An 18,418-nucleotide genomic window follows, 5' to 3' on the forward strand; every position below is an offset into this window, starting at 1 on the left:
GCGTGGTCGCGCTCGACGGCGTCGACTTCGACCTGCGCCGGGGCGAGGTGCACGTGCTCCTCGGTGAGAACGGCGCCGGCAAGAGCACGCTGATCCGGCCGCACCCGCAGCGCCTCCGGCAGCGCACGGCACGCCCGCACGACCTGGTTGTCGAGGAACGGCGCGTGCAGCCGCTGGGAACGGATCTCGGCCGCCTGCTCCAGCACCCGCAGGTCCGCCGCGTGCCGGGCCAGTGCCGCCCGGGCCCGGTAATCACCGGGCCGCTGCCCGGGCCCCGCCCCCGCCATCTCGGACCGCCGCGTCGACGCCTGCAGGCGAACCGATACTTCAGCCAGCGCCTCACCCGTCAGCCAGCGCGCCGCCGGCCCGGGTCTCCCCCAGGTCAGCGCGGCCAGCGAGGCGTCCGCCGCGCCCCCGGGCCCGTCGTCGTCCAGCCGCCGCTGCAGCAGCCGCTCGGCGAGGCTCTCCAGCCCCACCCGGTACGGCGTGCGCGCCAGCCGCCGGGCCGCCGCGTACACGCGCGCGGGCACCATCACGGACCCGTCCGCCTTGGCCAGCGCGGCCACCGGCCGCACCAGGTGCCGCCGCTTGCGGTCCATCAGCAGATCGGCCAGCCGCGCCGGATGCGCGTCCAGCACCTGCTTCGCCCCGTACCCGGTGAAGTGATCCGCGCTGCCCGCCGCCAGCCGCGCCCGGTGGCGCGCGGCCGACACCAGCGAGGGCCCCGGCTCGTCCGTCAGCGGCCCGTCCAGATCGACGTACGGAAGCGTCGACTCCTCCCCGGCCACCACCACGTGGTGCAGCCGGGGGTTGGCCGCGAGCGCCCCCGCCCGCTCCAGCTCGCCGTCGTCCCGCCCGCCGGCGAAGCCGCCCGCCAGGTCGTTGAAGGTGACGGCCAGCAGCCGCTCCCCCGCCCCCGTCCCGTGCCCCAGCACGGTCCCCGGCATCCCGGGCAGCCCCGCGGCCAGCAGCGCCAGCGCCCCGGACGCCGGCCCGCCCGACAGGTCGGCCCCGATCCCCGGCACGGGCGTCCCGCGGGCCGCCCGCCGCTCGGCGGGCCCCATCCCCGGCACGGGTCCGGGGTCGATGCCGGCGCCGGGAACGTGCCGGGGCGCGGCCAGCCGCGTCCGCACGGCCTCGACCAGTGCGTCCCGCACGGCGTCCACCGCGTGGTCGGGGTCGGCCGGCGGCGCGGCGACGGCGAGCGAGGCGACGGGTTCGTACCCGGCGATCTCACGCGCCCCGGCCCGCAGGATCAGCGCGTGCCCCGGTGGAATGCGCTTCACGCCGTCGTACGGGGTGGAGTCGTGGAGCGCGGCCGGCACGTCGGGGGCGGCGAGCAGCGCGGCGAGGTGACCGAAGTCGAGGTTGGCCTCGACGAGGTCGGCGAGCGGCAGCGCGGCGGTCGCGTACGCCGTACCGCCCGCCCACGGGGTGTGGAAGACCGGCCGGGCACCGGCGAGATCGCCGCAGACGGTGACCCGGCGGCCCACCTGCACGACCGCCGTGTAGCTCCCCGGCCAGGCGGTGAGGTGCCGCAGCGCCCCGCCCCGCGCGGCGAACAGCGCGACGCGCAGTTGCTCGTCGGAGGCCCCGCACGTGCCGAGGACGGCGATCCGGGTGCGTCCGTCGGCCTCGACCACCCGCACCTCGTCGGGGCGCCAGTCGCCGACCGCCCACAGCGGGTCGGGGTCGCCCCACAGCAGCTGGGATCCCACCGGGTGCACGGTCTCGCCGTCCGCCCCGGTGGCGCCGGCGGAACCGGTGGGGCCGAACCCCGTGGCCCCCGCGGCGGCGCTGCTCCATCCCACCAACCACCGCATCGCCGCCTCCACAGACCGTGGACAACCAGTGCACCGTACGAACCGGTCCCCATGCTGCCATGAAGGAGACGCTCCGGAGGGGTGCCGGAGCCGTAAGTGCTCCGTCGAATGCGCCCCGGCGGAGACTCTCTCCCCGTCTCGAACGGACGTCCGCCGCATAGGGGGCGCCGCACCGGTGCCGCGCAACCGGCCACGCCGTCGCGACGCGAATGCGCCCCCACAACGCGCCCCCTGGATCCCCGACGCGCCGTCAATTACCAGGGTAGAAGCGCTAATGCACCCGAAAGAGGGAGGTTGATTTTCGGCCAAATCGGAGCGGTGAGACCCGCCTCGAACACGCTCCGTACAGGCTTTGCGCACCGCTGGGCGGTCGCTCGGTCCGGGAGGCGGAGCACGCCTCCCGGACCGTTCCGCCACCCGCGGGGATGAAGGCGGCGGTCTCCCCCAGCCCACTGGATCCAGTACAGCGGGCCGACCCACGCACCGACCATGGAACCGCTCCCGCGACGGCCGGAGGAGAGCGCACGCACGGGCGCACGGCCACACAACGGGAGCACGCCGCAACTGCGCGTATCGGGCCCGCACTTCAGTACGGACCACAATCCCGCCATCCGGAAGAATGCCCCTTAACGCTTGGGATGCGGCGAACTACGCTGGGTTTACGAATGCCGCGTGGTTATGCCAGAGCGGCAGCCGTCTGTGTCGAGGGGTGGCGCATGTCCAGGGAGCAACGCGGGCCGAACGAGAAACTCGGCGCCGTTCTCGCCCTCGCGGGAATCTCCAACGCGGGCCTCGCGCGGCGCGTCAACGACCTCGGCGCGCAGCGGGGACTGACGCTCCGCTACGACAAGACGTCGGTGGCGCGCTGGGTGTCGAAGGGCATGGTGCCGCAGGGCGCCGCTCCGCACCTGATCGCCGCCGCCATCGGCCAGAAGCTGGGCCGGCCGGTGCCGCTCCACGAGATCGGCCTGGCGGACGCGGATCCCGCACCCGAGGTGGGACTCGCCTTCCCCCGCGACGTCGGACAGGCGGTGCGCTCCGCGACGGAGCTGTACCGGCTGGACCTGGCGGGCCGCAGAGCCGGCACAGGCGGCATCTGGCAGTCGCTCGCCGGATCGTTCGCGGTGAGCGCGTACGCCACGCCCGCCTCGCGCTGGCTGATAACCCCGGCCGACAGCTCGGTGGCGCGTGAGGCGAACCCCGCCGACGGCTCCGGCGCACCGGCCAAGGTCGGCCACAGCGACGTGCGGAAACTGCGGGAGGCCGCCGAGGACGCCCGGCGCTGGGACTCCAAGTACGGCGGAGGGGACTGGCGTTCGTCGATGGTCCCCGAGTGCCTCCGGGTCGAGGCGGCCCCGCTGCTGCTCGGCTCCTACTCCGACGACGTCGGCCGCTCCCTCTTCGGCGCGGCGGCCGAACTCACCCGCCTGGCCGGCTGGATGGCCTTCGACACGGGCCAGCAGGAAGCCGCCCAGCGCTACTACATCCAGGCCCTGCGCCTGGCCCGCGCGGCGGCCGACGTCCCCCTGGGCGGCTACGTGCTCGCCTCGATGTCCCTGCAGGCGACCTACCGCGGCTTCGGCGACGAGGGCGTGGACCTCGCCCAGGCCGCGCTGGAGCGCAACCGGGGCCTGGCCACCGCCCGCACCCTGAGCTTCTTCCGCCTCGTCGAGGCGCGCGCGCACGCACGCGCGGGGGACGCCCAGGCGGCCGGCGCCGCCCTGAAGTCGGCGGAGAGCTGGCTGGAGCGCTCCCGCCCCGGCGACAGCGACCCCACCTGGCTCGGCTTCTACTCCTACGACCGTTTCGCCGCCGACGCCGCCGAGTGCTACCGCGACCTGAAGGCGCCCCGCCAGGTCCGCCGCTTCACCGAGCAGGCGCTGTCCAGTCCGACGGAGGAGTTCGTGCGCTCGCACGGACTGCGGCTCGTCGTCTCCGCGGTCGCCGAACTGGAGTCGGGCAACCTGGACGCGGCCTGCGAGCAGGGCGTCCGCGCGGTGGAGGTCGCGGGCCGCATCTCGTCCGCCCGCACCACCGAGTACGTCAGGGACCTCCTGCACCGCCTGGAGCCCTACGGCGACGAACCCCGCGTGGTCGAACTGCGCGAGCGCGCCCGCCCGCTGCTGATGACCACGGCCTGACCCGGATCGCCCCCCGGGGCCGCCCCCGGGTTTGAAGGCGTTGTCAGCGGCGCAGTGCACTATCGGACACGGGAGGTGGTGCGGGTGGTGACGGGGACGTCGTACGACTGCGACGTACTGGTGATCGGCGGCGGGATCGTCGGCCTGTCGACGGCGTACGCGCTCACGCGGGCGGCGCCGGGCACACGGGTCACGGTGCTGGAGAAGGAGTCCGGCCCCGCCCGGCACCAGACGGGCCGCAACAGCGGCGTCATCCACAGCGGCGTCTACTACCGCCCCGGTTCGCTGAAGGCGCGGTACGCGGTGTCGGGCGCCGCGGAGATGGTGAAGTTCTGCGCGGAGTACGGCATCCCGCACGCCGTGACGGGCAAGCTGATCGTCGCCACGACCCGCGAGGAGCTGCCCCGGCTGCACGCCCTGTCCCAGCGCGGCCGGGAGAACGGCATCACGGTCCGCGAGCTGTCCGGCGCGCAGATCGCGGAGTACGAGCCGGAGGTCGACGGACTGGCCGCCATCCACGTCGGCACCACCGGCATCTGCGACTTCGCCGAGGTCGCCCGCCGGCTCGCCCTGGCGTCGGAGGCGGCGGGCGCGGAGATCCGCTACGGGGCGCGGGCGATACGCGTCGACCGCCGCCCCGACCGGGGGGTCGCCGTCCTGACGGCCACGGGCGACGTCGTACGCGGCCGGATCCTGGTGAACTGCGCCGGTCTGCACTGCGACGAGATCGCCCGCGGCACCGGCGACGAGCCGGACGCCCGGATCGTGCCGTTCCGCGGCGAGTACTACGAACTGGCCCGGCCGGAGCTGGTGCGCGGCCTGGTCTACCCGGTGCCCGACCCGGCCTTCCCCTTCCTCGGCGTCCACCTCACCCGGGGCATCGACGGCGGCGTCCACGTCGGCCCCAACGCGGTGCCGGCGTCGGCCCGCGAGGGCTACGACTGGCTCACGGTGCGTCCGCGCGAGCTGGGGACGACCCTGGCCTGGCCGGGTTCCTGGCGGCTGGCCCGCCGCCACTGGCGGTACGGCGCCGGGGAGCTGCGCCGCTCGCTGTCCAAGGAGGCCTTCACCCGGGCCGTGCGCCGACTGCTGCCCGCCGTGCGGGAGGACGACCTGGTGCCGGCGCCGGCCGGGGTGCGGGCCCAGGCGGTGCTGCGGGACGGCACCCTGGCCGACGACTTCCTGATCCAGGAGACCCCCCGCGCGGTCCACGTGCTGAACGCCCCCTCGCCGGCGGCGACGGCGTCCCTGCCGATCGGCCGCGAGGTCGCGCGGCGGGCGCTGACGGCACTGGGGGCGGCGGGGCGCTGACCCTTCGGGCGGGACGGGGCCGGGGCCGGCCGTACCGGGCCGTCCCTCCGGCTCCGCACGGGCTCCCCGGTTCCGCTCCGGGCCGGGGATCCGCTCCCCGTAAAATCGGAGGCACTGTGTCTGACACCGTTAACGCTTCCGAAGCCCTCCGTCCCGCCTCCGGCCAGGACGCGCCGCACACGTCCGGGGTGCCCGTCCGGCACACCCGGACCAAGGGTGAGCCCCGGTTCCCGGACGGGCCGAAGGCCGATCCCGCCGGGTCGCACTTCGAGCGGCGGATCCGGAGCTTCCAGCCGCGCCGCAGCCGGGTGACCGCCGGGCAGGCGGACGCCCTGCAGAGGCTGTGGCCCGCCTGGGGCTTCGACATCGACGGCAGCCGGCGGCTCGACCTCGCGGAGTTCTTCGGCAACGACGGCCCGGTCGTCCTGGAGATCGGCTTCGGCATGGGCGAGGCCACCGCGCGGATGGCCGCCGCCGACCCGGCCACCAACATCCTCGCCGTGGACGTCCACACCCCCGGCCAGGGCAATCTCCTCAACCTCGCCGACCGGCTCGGGCTGACCAACGTGCGGGTCGGCAACGGCGACGCGATCATCCTGCTGCGCGAGATGATCGCCCCCGGCGCCCTCGGCGGGCTGCGCGTCTACTTCCCCGACCCCTGGCCGAAGAAGCGGCACCACAAGCGGCGGCTGATCCAGCCCGAGTTCCTCACCCTCGCCGCGACCCGCCTCGCGCCGGGTGCGGTGCTGCACTGCGCCACCGACTGGGAACCGTACGCGGAGCAGATGCTGGAGGTGCTCACCGCGCACCCCGACTTCGAGAACACGCAGCCGGACGGCGGTTTCGCGCCGCGTCCCGCCTTCCGGCCGCTCACCCGTTTCGAGGGGCAGGGGCTGGAGAAGGGGCACGTCGTGAACGACCTGCTCTTCCGCCGCGTACCGCTGGACGAGCAGGCCGCGGACCGCGTCTGACACCGCCCGTCCCGTCTCGTGAGGGTCGATCCCGTGGCCACCAGCCCCCCGTACCCGGCGCCTCCCGGACCCGTCCCCGGCGGAGCGCCGCGGCACGCGCACTGGTGGCAGCGGCCCCGGGTGCGTCACGGGGCGCTGGTCACGCTGCTGGCACTGTCCGGGCTGGTCATCCTCGCGCTGGTGCGCGAGCAGACCGGGACGCGGGGGTTCCTGGTCGGGCTCGGCCTCGCCGTCCTGCCCGTACCGCTGCTCGTCGCCGCCTTCCGGTGGCTGGACCGGGTCGAGCCGGGCCCCTGGCGGAACCTGCTGTTCTCCTTCGCCTGGGGCGCCTGCGCGGCGGCCCTGATGGCGATCGTCGCGAACAGCTTCGCCACCCGGTGGATAGCGACGGCGACCGCCGACCCGACCGGCGCCGACACGCTGGGCGCGACGGTCGTGGCACCGGTCGTGGAGGAGTCCGCGAAGGCCGCGGCCGTCCTGCTGGTGTTCCTCTTCCGCAGACGCGACTTCACCGGGATCCTCGACGGCGTGGTGATAGCCGGGGTCACCGCCACCGGTTTCGCGTTCACCGAGAACATCCTCTACCTCGGCACCGCCTTCGGAACCGACCAGCTCACCGGCGACAGCGGCATCGCCTCGGTCACCGCGGCCACCTTCTTCGTCCGCGTCGTGATGGCGCCGTTCGCGCACCCCCTGTTCACCGTGCTCACCGGGATCGGCTTCGGTACCGCCGCGCTGTCCACGGACCGGCAGCGGATCCGGCGGGTGCTGCTGCCGCTGGGCGGACTGCTCCTCGCGATGGGCGTGCACGCGCTGTGGAACGGTTCCTCGGCACTCGGCCGGTACGGCTTCCTCGCGGTGTACGCGGCGTTCATGGTGCCGGTGTTCGGGCTGCTGACCTGGCTGGTGGTGTGGACGCGGCAGCGGGAGCTGCGGACCGTGCGGGCGGAACTGCCCGCGTACGCGGCCGCCGGATGGCTCCATCCGGCGGAGCCGTTCGCGCTGGGCTCGATGCGGGCGCGGCGCCTCGCCCGGCAGTACGCGCGCCGCTGCGGCGGGAAGGGCGGCGGCGCGGTCGGTCACCGCGTACGAGGCGTACGCGACGTCGCTGGCGTCCCTGCGGCACCGGGGGCGCCTCGGACGGGCGGGGCCGGACTTCGTCACGCGGGAACGGGAGCTGCTGCTGGAGCTGTGGCACCGGCGGGCGGCGGCCCGGCCGGCCCTGGAGCACGCGGCCCGTGCGACCGCGCCCCGGTTCCCGGCCGCCGCGGCGCCGCGGGCGGTGTACGGCGGTCACGTGCGGCCCGCCCCCGGGCAGCCGCCGTACGGACGGTCCGCCTACGGGCAGCCGCCGTACGGACCGTTCGCCCACGGGAATCCGTACGCCGCGTACGACCCGAACGCCCACCGGCCCTGACGGACCCGGGCCGCCCCTGGAAACACCTGACCGGCAGCCCTGACGTGGGGGGGCGCCGTCGGGACTGCCGGGGTCCGGGGCGGGAGGGCCCGTTCGCTCAGATGCTGAGGCCCTTGCCGCGCAGCCAGGCCATCGGGTCGATGCCCGAGGCGGAGCCGCCGGGGTGGATCTCGAGGTGGAGGTGGGCGCCGGTGACGTTGCCGGTGGCGCCGACGCGGCCGATCACATCGCCGGTGTTGACCTTCTGGCCGACGCTGACGCTGATGGAGGACTGGTGGGCGTACCAGATCTCGGTGCCGTCGTCGAGCGTGAGCACCGTCTTGTAGCCGTAGGAGCCCTCGTAGCCGGCGGAGGTGATCGTGCCGGTGTGCACGGCCTTGATCAGTGTGCCCGTGGGGGCGGCGAAGTCGAGGCCGGTGTGGTGGCCGGAGGACCAGTAGGCGCCGGCCTGCCCGAAGGTCGAGGTGATGGTGTACGAGGAGGTCGGCAGCGCGTACTGCTTGGCCAGCTTGGCGAGGCGCTCGGCCTCGGCCTTCTTCGCGGCCTCCTCCTCCGCCTTCTTCCTGGCGGCCTCGGCCTTGTCCTTGGCCTCCTTCTCCGCCTTGACGGCGGCCTCGGCGGCCTCCTTCTCGGCGGCGGCGACGGCCTCGGCGGCGGCCTTGGCCTCGGCCTGGTCCTGCTGCTGCTCGACCTGCGCCATGATCCGGGCGCGCAGCGCCTCACCGGCGTCGGCGGTGCCCTGCTCGGTGTCGTCGGCGGTCATGCCGAGGGTGCTGAGGGGGGTCGCCGAGCCCTTGGGCGTTTCCTCGTCGGAGAGGAGGGAACCCACGCTGGGGAGGTCGGGCATGGAGATCGACACCGGCGGCTTGCCGGTCTGGGCGCTGGCCATGCCGCCGGCGCCGACCGCCGCTATGACGCCGACGCCCAGGACGGTGGAGCTGCGGGCGAGTCCCCCGCCGCGCTGCTTGGAGACGCGATGCCGGCCGCGTACGGGGCGGACGGACTCCGCGGTCGGGTTCCACTCCTCGAAGGGGCCCTCGTCGGTGCGGCCGACGCCGTAGGCGAAGGTGTCGCCCGGCTTGAAGGGGACCTCGGGGGCAGGCGGGTTGGACGCCACGTGGGCGCGCTCCTTTCCTTCCGTCTCCGCCTACCGGGTTAGCTGACGGGTTCGGAGCGGGAAGGTCTCCTACGCGCGTATACGCGCCGTGTCGCCACGGCGGTATTCACGCGATTCACCCCATGGTGGTGGTTCCCCGGTTCCCTTGCGGGATTCGGCGCGTGCGCACGGAGCCGCCTTCTGTGACGGCTGGGACGACCGCGCTGCGTTATCGAACGTTAATAGACGCGAGGGCCGGATTCCAAGCCGTTCCTCTTGATCGTTAACGATTTCTCCCTGGACTTACGTCTCACGAGCGGCCAAAAACGGGCGAGTTGACCGCACTCCGCATGGCGGCCGACTTCTGACGGTGTGTCATTCGTTATGCACTGCGGGGTGAACCGCTCACGTTCAGTGAGGGGGGGGGGAACGGAAAACGCCGAGGGCCGGAATCCTTTGGATTCCGGCCCTCGGCCTTCAGTAGCGGGGACAGGATTTGAACCTGCGACCTCTGGGTTATGAGCCCAGCGAGCTACCGAGCTGCTCCACCCCGCGTCGTTGAGACCAGTGTACGCCATGTGCGGGACATGGCGCACATCCATGATCGGCGGCCCGCTCTCAGCGGCCGAGCAGATGGCCGTTGGGTGCCTTGGCCCGGTCCTCGTGCTCGGGCAGGACGACGACGGTGGCGCCCCCGGAGGCCAGCACACCACTGCCGTCGGCGCCCGGCACGAAGGTGTCCGGCTCGCGCCAGGCCGTGACCACCCGCCGCACCCCCGCGTCCAGGATCAGCCGGGCACAGGGCGCCGGCCGGGACGCGCGGCGGGCACAGGGCTCCAGGCTGGAGTACACGGTGGCGCCGACGAGCCGGGGGTCCGTGGGGTCGGCCTTGGCGAGCGCGGCCTCCTCCGCGTGCACCACCGGGTCGCCGCCCTCCCGGGAGTGGCCGCGCGCCAGTTCCGTGCCGTCGGCGGCCACCACGACCGCGCCCACGCTGAACGCCGTCTCCGAGGGCGGGCACGCGGCGGCCAGCTCGCAGGCGAGGGCCAGCCAGTGGTGGTCGGCGGCGGAGGGCAGCGGGCCGGAACCGGGGGCGGTGGGCTCGTAGCGCATCAGGACGACGTCGCCGACCGGGCGGGTCTCGACCAGTCGCAGCCGGCCGCCCTGGTAGGCGCCGGGGCCGAAGAGGCGGGGTGCCCGCGGATCGCCGACGAACAGCGGGGCGAGGGCCAGCTGGAGTTCGTCGGCCAGCCCCTCGGTGAGGAGCTGGGTGTGGATCGTGCCGCCGCCCTCGACCATCAGCCGCCGCACCCCGCGCCCGGTGTGCAGGTGCTCCAGGAGCCGCCGCCAGTCGAGTGCGGCCCCGAGCGGCACGACGTCGGCGGCGAGGCCGAGGGCGTGGGCGCGCTCGGCGCCTTCGTCGGTCGTGTAGAGGACCTTCTCGCCGCCGGTGTGCCAGAACCGGGCCGCCGGGTCCAGGTCGCCGGAGCCGCTGACGGCGACCTTGAGCGGGTACGCGGACCGGCCCTCGGCGAGACGGGCGGCGCGCCGCTCGGGCGAGTTGACCAGCAGCCGGGGGTTGTCGGCGCGGATCGTGCCGGCGCCGACCAGGATGGCGTCCACGGATGCCCGTACCTCGTCGACCCGGTCGAAGTCGGCCGGACCGGACAGCAGCAGCCGGTCGGGGCCGGTGTCGTCCAGACAGCCGTCGAGGGAGACGGCGGCGGACAGCAGGACGTACGGGTGGGACATCGGCGCACTCCGGGTGGGGCGGGGGTGGGAGTCCAGTCTGACAACGGGCCGGGCGGGCCCGTGCGCCGGCTCAGGGCTCGATCAGCCCCACCCGGATGGCGTACCGGGTGAGCTCCAGGCGGTCCTTCAGGCCGAGCTTGGCCAGGATGTTGGCGCGGTGCCGCTCCACGGTCTTGGGGCTGATGACCAGGAGAGCGGCGATCTGCTGCGAGGTGTGGCCCTCGGCGACCAGCTTCAGGATCTCCTCCTCCCGGTCGGTGATCGCCTTGGCCGGCAGGGCGCGGCCCTCCCGCGCGAGGTCGAGGTAGTTGTGGATGAGGGCGTTGACGGCGCCGGGGTAGAGGAACGGCTCGCCGCGCATGGTGGCGCGGCAGGCCTCGACGAGGTCGCGGTCGGCGACGGACTTCAGGACGTAGCCCGAGGCCCCGGCGGCGAGGGCCTCGAAGAAGAACTGCTCGTTGTCGTACATGGTCAGGATGAGGATGCGGGTGTCCGGCAGACCGCGGGAGAGCTCACGGGCCGCCTGCAGACCGGTCTGCCGGGGCATCGCGATGTCGAGGACGGCCAGGTCGGGGCGGTGCTCACGGGCCTGTTCGAGGGCTTCGGCACCGTCGGCGGCCTCGGCGACGACGGTCAGGTCCGGTTCGCCGTCCAGGATGAGGCGGACCCCCCGGCGGACCAGCGCGTGGTCGTCGGCGAGCAGGATGCGGGTGGGGGCCGGGTCGGTCATGTCTCAGCGTTTCCGGTCGGGGGCTTCGGTCACGGGGGCGGGGCGTGGGCGGGCGCGGAGCCGTGTACGGGGACGAGGGCGTGCGCCGGGAAGCGGGCCGGGACGGGAACGGCCAGGCGCACCTCGGTGCCGCCGTCGGCGCCGCGGTCCACGGTCAGGCGGGCGCCGACCAGCAGGGCGCGCTCCCGCATCCCGCGGATGCCGGCGCCCTCCTGGGCGACACCGATGCCGCGGCCGTCGTCACGCACGCTGAGTTCGACACCGCCGGGCGCCCGGCGCAGGGCGAGCTCGGCGCGGCGGGCCCGGCTGTGGCGGGCGATGTTGGTGAGGCCTTCCTGGGCGATCCGGTAGATCACCAGTTCCGACTCCCGGTCCAGCTCGGGCAGGTCCGCGTCGAGGCAGTGCTGGACGCTCAGGCCGGGCCCGCCGAACTCGGTGGCGAGGGCCTTGAGCGCGCTGGCCAGCCCGAGCTCGTCCAGCACCCCGGGGCGCAGCCGGCGGGCGATGCGCCGGATCTCCTCGAGACCGGCCCGGGTGGTCTCCTGCACCTGGCGCAGCTCCTCGTCCAGGCCGGGCGGGGCGTGATCGGCGGCGCGCTTGAGCTGGAGCAGCACGGCGGTGAGGGACTGGCCGACCTCGTCGTGCAGCTCGCGGGCGATGCGACGGCGCTCGGCCTCCTGCGCGGACAGGGCGCGGGCGCTGCTCGTGGCGCGCTCGTCCTCCAGCCGGTCGAGCATGGTGTTGAACGTGGTGATCAGCTCGGCGATCTCGCCCCGCCCGCCGACCGCGGGGCGGTGCCCGGGGCGGAGCAGGTCGGTGGTGGCCATGGCGCGCGTGAGGCGCTGCAGCGGGGCGAGCCCCACGCGGAGCAGCAGCGCGTTGGCCACCAGCATGGCGGCCAGCCCCACCGTGAGGACCGCGGCCTCGGTGAGCAGGACCGGGGTGGACACCGTGACGGGTCCCAGCAGCAGGGCCGTGGCGGTGATGAGCACGACGGCGTTCAGCAGGAAGATCCGCCAGAACAGAGGCACCCGGTACCGCCTCCTCGCCGTCGGCCGCTCGCCACGGCTCCCCGCGCGGAGGGGGAGCCGACGGCCCGCGGTCCGGGGGCGCGGCGCGGGCCGTCCCTTCCAGCGTGTGCGCCGGACGGGCCCCGCGCCATCCGTGACAACCCCCATTTCCCACCGGAACCCGGTCGTCCCGACGGTCCGCGTACGCACCGGCCCCCCGGGGGGAATGGGGGTCGCGACGGATGGTGGCGAGGACTCGTGGTGGGCGACGCTGGATCCTCCGCACCGGGCGGGTGACCACGTCGGCGCACGGGCAAACTCCTTTGTACCGGGCCGAGTTCACGGCAGGCCGGCGGTTCGACGGTTACGCCCCCGGTGTCACGGAGCGATGGCCGCCGACGGTGCCACCGGGCGGCCGCCCCCCCTGGGAAGGAGGAGCCGTGCCCCAGCCCGACGACGAACGCCTGGTCGACCTCGCGGCCCGTGTCGCACACGAGGACCCCCATTTCACCCGCCCCCTCCCCGAGAGCCGCCCGGCCCGCCCGCGCGGGCACCGCCGCACGGGTGCCTGGTGCGCGCTGGTCCTCGGGGTGACCATGCTCGCCGCGGGCATCGTCGTCCCCGACGGCCTCCTGATCGCGGCGGGCCTGGTCCTCGCCGGGATCGCCGTGCAGCTCCTCGACCCGGGCCGGGACGGGCGCCCCGTGGAATGACGCGGCGCCCGGGCCGGCCGGAGCCGGGACGGGCGCCACGTGACAGGTCGGAGCCGTTGTGCCGCTCCTGCCGGAGGTAGGCCCTGTGGGACTCGAACCCACAACCAATGGATTAAAAGTCCACTGCTCTGCCAATTGAGCTAAGGGCCCCTGGCGATGTTGCCTCCCCGAGCATAGCGGGAGGTGGCCGGGACTCCGATCGGGTATCGCGGGACGTGTCCCGCGCACGACGCGGGAGGGCCCGCACGACGGGTGTCGTGCGGGCCCTCCCGGTCTGCGTGATGAGGCCGCGTCAGCCGTTGCGCTTCCAGCGCGGCTTGTCCTCCCGACGGCCGAAGGAGCCGCCGCCGCGGTGGTCGTCACGACGGCCGTACGGGCGGTCGTGGGAGCCGGAGCGGAAACCGGGGCGGTCGCCCTGGCGGTCGCGGTTGAACGGACGGTCGCTGCCGCGGTGGCCGCCTCGGTCGTCCCGGCGGAAGCCGCCGCGGTCGTCACGACGCTCACCGCGGTCGCGGTTGAAACCACCACGGTCGTCACGACGCTCGAAGGAACGCCCACCGCGGTCGTCACGACGGAAGCCACCACGGTCACCGCGGTCGTCCCGGCGGAAACCGCCGCGGTCGTCACGACGCTCACCGCGGTCACGGTTGAAACCGCCACGGTCGTCACGACGCTCGAAGGAACGCCCACCGCGGTCGTCACGACGCTCGTCACGACGGAAGCCACCACGGTCACCGCGGTCGTCCCGGCGGAAACCGCCGCGGTCGTCACGACGCTCACCGCGGTCACGGTTGAAACCGCCACGGTCGTCACGACGCTCGAAGGAACGCCCACCGCGGTCGTCACGACGCTCGTCACGACGGAAGCCACCACGGTCACCGCGGTCGTCCCGGCGGAAACCGCCGCGGTCGTCACGACGCTCACCGCGGTCACGGTTGAAACCGCCGCGGTCGTCACGACGCTCGTCACGGCGGAAGCCACCGCGGTCACCGCGGTCGTCCCGGCGCTCGCGCCGCTCGTACGGGGCCGGGGCCTCGGTACGCTCCACGCGCTCGGTCCGCTCGACGTCCCGCGCGGTCGGCTGCTCCGGCAGCGAGACCTCGGCCTCGGCCGCCTCGGCGACCACCGTCTCGACGTCCTCGCCGCGCTCGCGCGCGACCCGGGCCAGCAGCCGGTCGGCCTCGTCGCGCAGCTCGGAGGCGCGGCGCTGGGCCCGCTCCAGCTCCTTGGTGAGCTGGGCGACCTCGCGCTCGGCCTGCTGCGCCGCGTTGCCGGCCGACTCGGCCTGCACCTCGGTCATGGACCGGGCCCCGGTGATCTCGGCGACCTCGGGTTCGAAGGCGGCGCCGCCCTGGATGATGTGGCGCGTGGCGTCGACGCCCGCGTCCTCCATCAGCCGGAAGATCTGGCGCCGCTGGTGCGGCAGGGAGAGGGAGACGACGGTGCCGGTACGGCCGGCGCGGGCGGTGCGGCCGGCACGGTGCAGGTAGTCCTTGTGGTCGCCGGCCGGGTCCACGTTGAGGACCAGGTCGATGCCGTCGACGTGGATGCCGCGCGCGGCGACGTCGGTGGCGACCAGGACGTTGACGTAGCCGTCCTTGAAGTCGGCCAGCGTCCGCGTCCGCGCGCCCTGGGTCATGCCGCCGTGCAGCGCGTCCGCCTTCACCCCGGACTCGCGCAGCTGGTCGGCGACGCGGTCGGCGCCCAGCTGGGTGCGGACGAAGATGATGGTGCGGCCCTTGCGGGAAGCGATGGCCGCGGTGACCGGCGCCTTGTCCTTGGGCTTCACGACGAGGATGTGGTGCGACATGGTCGTCACCGCGCCCTGCGCCGCGTCGACCTCGTGCGTCGCCGGGTCGTCGAGGTAGCGGTCGACGAGGGTCTTGATCTCGTTCTCCATGGTGGCGGAGAACAGCATCCGCTGGCCGCCGGCCGGGACCTGGTCGAGCAGTTCGGTGACCTCGGGCAGGAAGCCCAGGTCGGACATCTGGTCGGCCTCGTCGAGGACGGTGATCTGCACGTTCTCCAGGGAGCAGGCGCCGCGGTTGATGATGTCCCGCAGACGGCCCGGGGTGGCGACCAGGATGTCGACGCCGCGCTCGAGGGCGTAGATCTGGTTGCCCATCGAGGTGCCGCCGCAGACGACCTTCATCTTCAGGCCGAGGACGTCCCCGTAGGGCTGGAGCGCGTCGGCGACCTGCATGGCCAGCTCGCGCGTCGGCGTCAGGATGACGGCGCGCGGCTTGTGCTTCTCGGTGCGGCCCCCGGCCAGCGTGGCCAGGGTCGGCAGACCGAAGGAGAGGGTCTTGCCGGAGCCGGTGCGGCCGCGGCCGAGGATGTCCTTGCCGGCCAGGGCGTCCGGGATGGTCGCGGCCTGGATCGGGAAGGGGGTGGTCACGCCGTTCTGCGCGAGCTTGCGCACGACGCCCTCGGGCAGGCCGAGGTCGGCGAAGGTGGTCTCGGGGGTCGCCACCTCGGTGGTGACGTCGATGTCGGTGTCCTCGGTGTTCTCGGGCACGACGACGTGATCAGTACTGGCGATGGGCATACGAATGCGAAACCTTCCGGAGTCTCTTCGGCACGCGCCCGTCAACTCCGTGATTCGCGATTCGCAATACGACCGCCTCGATGCGGTCCACCACGGCAAGGGAGAGAGTACGCGCCACACGGCGCGCTCTGCAGTGGCGCCGGGCAAATAGGATCAAACGATCTGCCACCATACGCACCTCGGCACCCTGAAAGCAAACCGGCAGGTGGGCGCGGGGTCCGACGGGCGGGGAAGCGCTGGCGGAGAGCTCAGACGGGCGCCCCCGCTTCCGGCGCCGGCTCCCGCCGCGCCAGCTGTGTCTCGGGCGGCTGGTGCGCCGACGAGGACGGCTCCGCCTGCGTCGGCTCCGGGGAGACCGACGGCTCGGGCGACGTGGGCGCGGGGTCCGGGTCCGGTGTCCGCGACGGCTCCGGGGGAACGGGCCCGTCGTCGGGGCTCGGCCCCGCGGGCCCGTCCGGCCCTCCGTCGGCCGGCGCGGACCGGCTCGCGTCCGCGGACGGCGGGGCCACGGTGGACGCCGCCTTCTCCGCCCTGCCCTTCCGCCGCCCGCCCCCGCGTCCCTCGCCCCGGCCGTCTCCGCGCGCCCCGTCGACCGACGCGGCGCCGTAACCGGTACCGCCGCCCGACACCGTGGCGCCCCCGTCCGGCTCCTCACCGCCCTGTCTCCCCGCGGAGCGCGACGGCCCGGCGGCACCGCCCGCACCGTCCTCCCCCACACTCATGCAGCCGGCGGCGGCGGCGACGGCCATGACCGTGGCGGCCAGGCGGACGGGGACGTACAAGCGGCGCACGGGGCCACCTCCGGGTGGAGTACAGGGTCAACAACCCCAACTCCCGCCACCCGCGAGAGGACACGCGTACGGCCTATCCGTAGCCCAGCGCGTGCAGCCGGGCGTCGTCGATCCCGAAGTGGTGTGCGATCTCGTGCACCACCGTGATCTCCGTCTCGGCGACGACGTCCTCCCGGGACTCGCACATCCGCAGCGTCGGCCCCCGGTAGATGGTGATCCGGTCCGGCAGCACCCCCGCGTACCACTCGCCCCGCTCCGTCAGCGGAGTCCCCTCGTACAGTCCGAGGAGCTCCGGATCGTCCGCCGGCGGCTCGTCCTCCACGAACACCGCGACGTTGTCCATCAGTCGCGTCAGCTCCGGCGGGATCCGGTCCAGCGCCTCGGCGACCAGCTCCTCGAACATCTCGCGCGTCATCTCCAGCACGAAGCCATTGTCGGGCACGAGCCGTCCGTACGAGGCGTGCGTGAGCTCCGCATATCCGGCCGCCGACTTGGGCATACGGGACCAATGGCCCGCGTCCCCTCCGCCGTCCTGAACGTCCTCCACCGCTTCCCCCGGGTCCCGCGGGCCCTCGTCCGCCGCCGCTCCCCCCGCCGGCCCACCACCGCGACGCTCACCCTCGCCCCGCGGCCGCGTCCCTGGGCGCGCGCGGCCGGCCTCGTCGCCGTGGTCGTCCTCGGCGCCTGGCTCGGCCTGCTGGTCGTCGGCAATGTGCGGGTCCCCGTGGGCCCCATGAACACCACCATGACCCTGCGTCCCTCCGTCACCGGCGGCACGAAGATCAACATCTCTCCGCTGGGCGCCCTCCAGCTCGACAGCCACATCGCCCCCGTCCGTCTGGACGTCAACGTCGACCAGCTCGACCCCGCGCGCTCCCAGGCCCTCGTGGACCACCCCGAACGCCTCTCCGGCCTCCAGGACGAGGTCACCGAGGACATCGCCCGCGGCACCACCGACCTCGCCGTACGCTCCTGCGTCGCCGTCGTCACCGGCGCCAACGCCCTCGGCCTCGTCGTCTACCGCCGCCCCCGCCGGGCCCTCGCCGCCGGCGGCCTCGCCCTCGGCCTGCTGGCCGCGTCCGGCGGCACGGCGTACGCCACCTGGAACCCCGACTCCGTACTGGAACCCAGGTTCTCCGGCCTGCTCTCCTCCGCCCCGTCCCTGGTCGGCAACGCGCGCAGCATCGTCACCGAGTTCGACGTCTACCAGAAGGAGCTGGCGCGGCTGGTCACCAACGTGACCAAGCTCTACGACGCCACCTCCACCCTCCCCGCCTACCGGCCCGACCCGACCACCATCCGCGTCCTGCACGTCTCCGACATCCACCTCAACCCGGCCAGCTGGAAGATCATCGCCTCACTGGTGGAGCAGTACCGGGTCGATGTGATCGTCGACTCGGGCGACACGATGGACCACGGCACCGCCGCCGAGAACGGCTTCCTGGACCCCATCGAGGATCTGGGCGCCCCCTACGTCTGGGTCCGCGGAAACCACGACTCGCGCGTCACCCAGCGCTACCTCGAAGGCCTGGAGAACGTCCACGTCCTCGACGACGGCAGGGCGAGGACCGTCGCCGGGCTGCGCTTCGCCGGCATCGGTGACCCGCAGTTCACCCCCGACCGCTCGCAGAGGAACGGGGCCGAGCAGTCCCAGGAGCTGGCGGGCGCCCGGCTCGCCTCCGCGCTGCGCGACCAGCGGACCGCCGGCACCCCGGTGGACGTGGCGGTCGCGCACGAGCCGTCGGCGGCACGCGAGGTCGACGGCACCGTGCCGCTGGTGCTGGCCGGGCACATCCACCACGAGGAGACGGAGGTCATGAAGTACGGCACCCGGCTCCGCGTCGAGGGCTCCACCGGAGGCAGCGGTCTGCGCGCCATCGAGGGGAAGTACCCGGATCCGATCGAGACGTCGATCCTCTACTTCGACCGCGACACCCGCCGCCTCCAGGCCTGGGACTCGATCGAACTGGGCGGCCTCGGCCTGACCACGGCGGAGGTCAGCCGCCACCTTCCGAAGGAGAACCAGCCGGGCGCGGCCACCTCGTCGCCCCCCTCCTCCGGAACCCCGTCGGCCACCCCCTCGACACCCGCGCCGTAAACCGTTTTGGCGATACC

General features: G+C 74.0%; 12 protein-coding genes, 2 tRNA genes, 2 pseudogenes and 1 riboswitch. Of the genes and pseudogenes, 6 read left to right on the forward strand and 10 right to left on the reverse strand.

Annotated elements, in window-relative coordinates; genetic code table 11:
• Positions 1-149 precede the first annotated feature (149 nt).
• Positions 150-1,982: pseudogene (locus ABTY20_RS28215) on the reverse strand (macrolactam cyclase family protein); the annotation flags it as partial.
• A gap of 557 nt (positions 1,983-2,539) precedes the next feature.
• On the opposite strand from ABTY20_RS28215, the gene ABTY20_RS28220 reads away from it, so the two are divergent.
• The 4 genes and pseudogenes from ABTY20_RS28220 to ABTY20_RS28235 all read left to right on the forward strand — a co-directional run bounded on the left by ABTY20_RS28220 (position 2,540) and on the right by ABTY20_RS28235 (position 7,663).
• Positions 2,540-3,964 (forward strand): NsdA family TPR-like regulatory protein, encoded by a 1,425-nt coding sequence (locus ABTY20_RS28220; protein ID WP_351999875.1) that lies wholly within the window; start codon positions 2,540-2,542, stop codon positions 3,962-3,964.
• A gap of 54 nt (positions 3,965-4,018) precedes the next feature.
• Positions 4,019-5,275 carry an L-2-hydroxyglutarate dehydrogenase gene (gene lhgD, locus ABTY20_RS28225; protein WP_351999876.1) on the forward strand — a complete coding sequence of 419 codons (1,257 nt, stop codon included), beginning with the start codon at positions 4,019-4,021 and terminating at the stop codon, positions 5,273-5,275.
• Between the two features lie 116 nt (positions 5,276-5,391).
• A complete protein-coding gene (trmB, locus tag ABTY20_RS28230) occupies positions 5,392-6,246 on the forward strand; it encodes a tRNA (guanosine(46)-N7)-methyltransferase TrmB (RefSeq protein WP_351999877.1) in 855 nt (284 codons plus the stop codon).
• A gap of 33 nt (positions 6,247-6,279) precedes the next feature.
• Positions 6,280-7,663: pseudogene (locus tag ABTY20_RS28235) on the forward strand (PrsW family intramembrane metalloprotease).
• 97 nt (positions 7,664-7,760) lie between these two features.
• On the opposite strand, the gene ABTY20_RS28240 reads toward ABTY20_RS28235, so the two are convergent.
• The 5 genes from ABTY20_RS28240 to ABTY20_RS28260 all read right to left on the reverse strand — a co-directional run bounded on the left by ABTY20_RS28240 (position 7,761) and on the right by ABTY20_RS28260 (position 12,272).
• Positions 7,761-8,780, reverse strand: coding sequence for a M23 family metallopeptidase (locus ABTY20_RS28240; protein WP_351999878.1), 1,020 nt, complete (start codon positions 8,778-8,780; stop codon positions 7,761-7,763).
• A 12-nt stretch (positions 8,781-8,792) separates the two neighbouring features.
• A riboswitch (cyclic di-AMP (ydaO/yuaA leader) is annotated at positions 8,793-8,950 on the reverse strand.
• A 290-nt stretch (positions 8,951-9,240) separates the two neighbouring features.
• Positions 9,241-9,314 (reverse strand) — tRNA-Met (locus ABTY20_RS28245).
• Between the two features lie 63 nt (positions 9,315-9,377).
• Positions 9,378-10,511: a dihydrofolate reductase family protein gene (locus tag ABTY20_RS28250; RefSeq protein WP_351999879.1), complete on the reverse strand. Its 1,134-nt coding sequence runs from the start codon at positions 10,509-10,511 to the stop codon at positions 9,378-9,380.
• A 70-nt stretch (positions 10,512-10,581) separates the two neighbouring features.
• Entirely contained in the window at positions 10,582-11,241 is a 660-nt protein-coding gene (locus tag ABTY20_RS28255; RefSeq protein ID WP_351999880.1) for a response regulator transcription factor, read from the reverse strand.
• A gap of 29 nt (positions 11,242-11,270) precedes the next feature.
• Entirely contained in the window at positions 11,271-12,272 is a 1,002-nt protein-coding gene (locus ABTY20_RS28260; RefSeq protein WP_351999881.1) for a HAMP domain-containing sensor histidine kinase, read from the reverse strand.
• Positions 12,273-12,691: 419 nt separating this feature from the next.
• Between ABTY20_RS28260 and ABTY20_RS28265 the strand changes: the two genes are divergently transcribed.
• Entirely contained in the window at positions 12,692-12,964 is a 273-nt protein-coding gene (locus tag ABTY20_RS28265) for a DUF3040 domain-containing protein (RefSeq protein ID WP_351999882.1), read from the forward strand.
• 77 nt (positions 12,965-13,041) lie between these two features.
• Here the strand turns inward: ABTY20_RS28265 and ABTY20_RS28270 are convergent.
• From ABTY20_RS28270 to ABTY20_RS28285, 4 genes are all read right to left on the reverse strand, one after another.
• Positions 13,042-13,114: transfer RNA gene (locus ABTY20_RS28270), tRNA-Lys, on the reverse strand.
• A 142-nt stretch (positions 13,115-13,256) separates the two neighbouring features.
• Complete coding sequence (locus ABTY20_RS28275) at positions 13,257-15,512, reverse strand: DEAD/DEAH box helicase (protein WP_351999883.1); 2,256 nt, start codon at positions 15,510-15,512, stop codon at positions 13,257-13,259.
• A gap of 248 nt (positions 15,513-15,760) precedes the next feature.
• The gene (locus ABTY20_RS28280; protein WP_351999884.1) at positions 15,761-16,303 is read right to left on the reverse strand and encodes a hypothetical protein; all 543 of its coding nucleotides are present in this window, start codon (positions 16,301-16,303) and stop codon (positions 15,761-15,763) included.
• 73 nt (positions 16,304-16,376) lie between these two features.
• Positions 16,377-16,727, reverse strand: a complete 351-nt coding sequence (locus ABTY20_RS28285; RefSeq protein ID WP_159534388.1) for a metallopeptidase family protein — start codon at positions 16,725-16,727, stop codon at positions 16,377-16,379.
• 84 nt (positions 16,728-16,811) lie between these two features.
• On the opposite strand from ABTY20_RS28285, the gene ABTY20_RS28290 reads away from it, so the two are divergent.
• The gene (locus ABTY20_RS28290) at positions 16,812-18,401 is read left to right on the forward strand and encodes a metallophosphoesterase family protein (protein ID WP_351999885.1); all 1,590 of its coding nucleotides are present in this window, start codon (positions 16,812-16,814) and stop codon (positions 18,399-18,401) included.
• Positions 18,402-18,418 lie beyond the last annotated feature (17 nt).

The sequence above is a fragment of the Streptomyces sp. NPDC126497 genome, from assembly GCF_040302425.1.
In the GTDB taxonomy this organism is placed as follows: Bacteria; Actinomycetota; Actinomycetes; order Streptomycetales; family Streptomycetaceae; genus Streptomyces.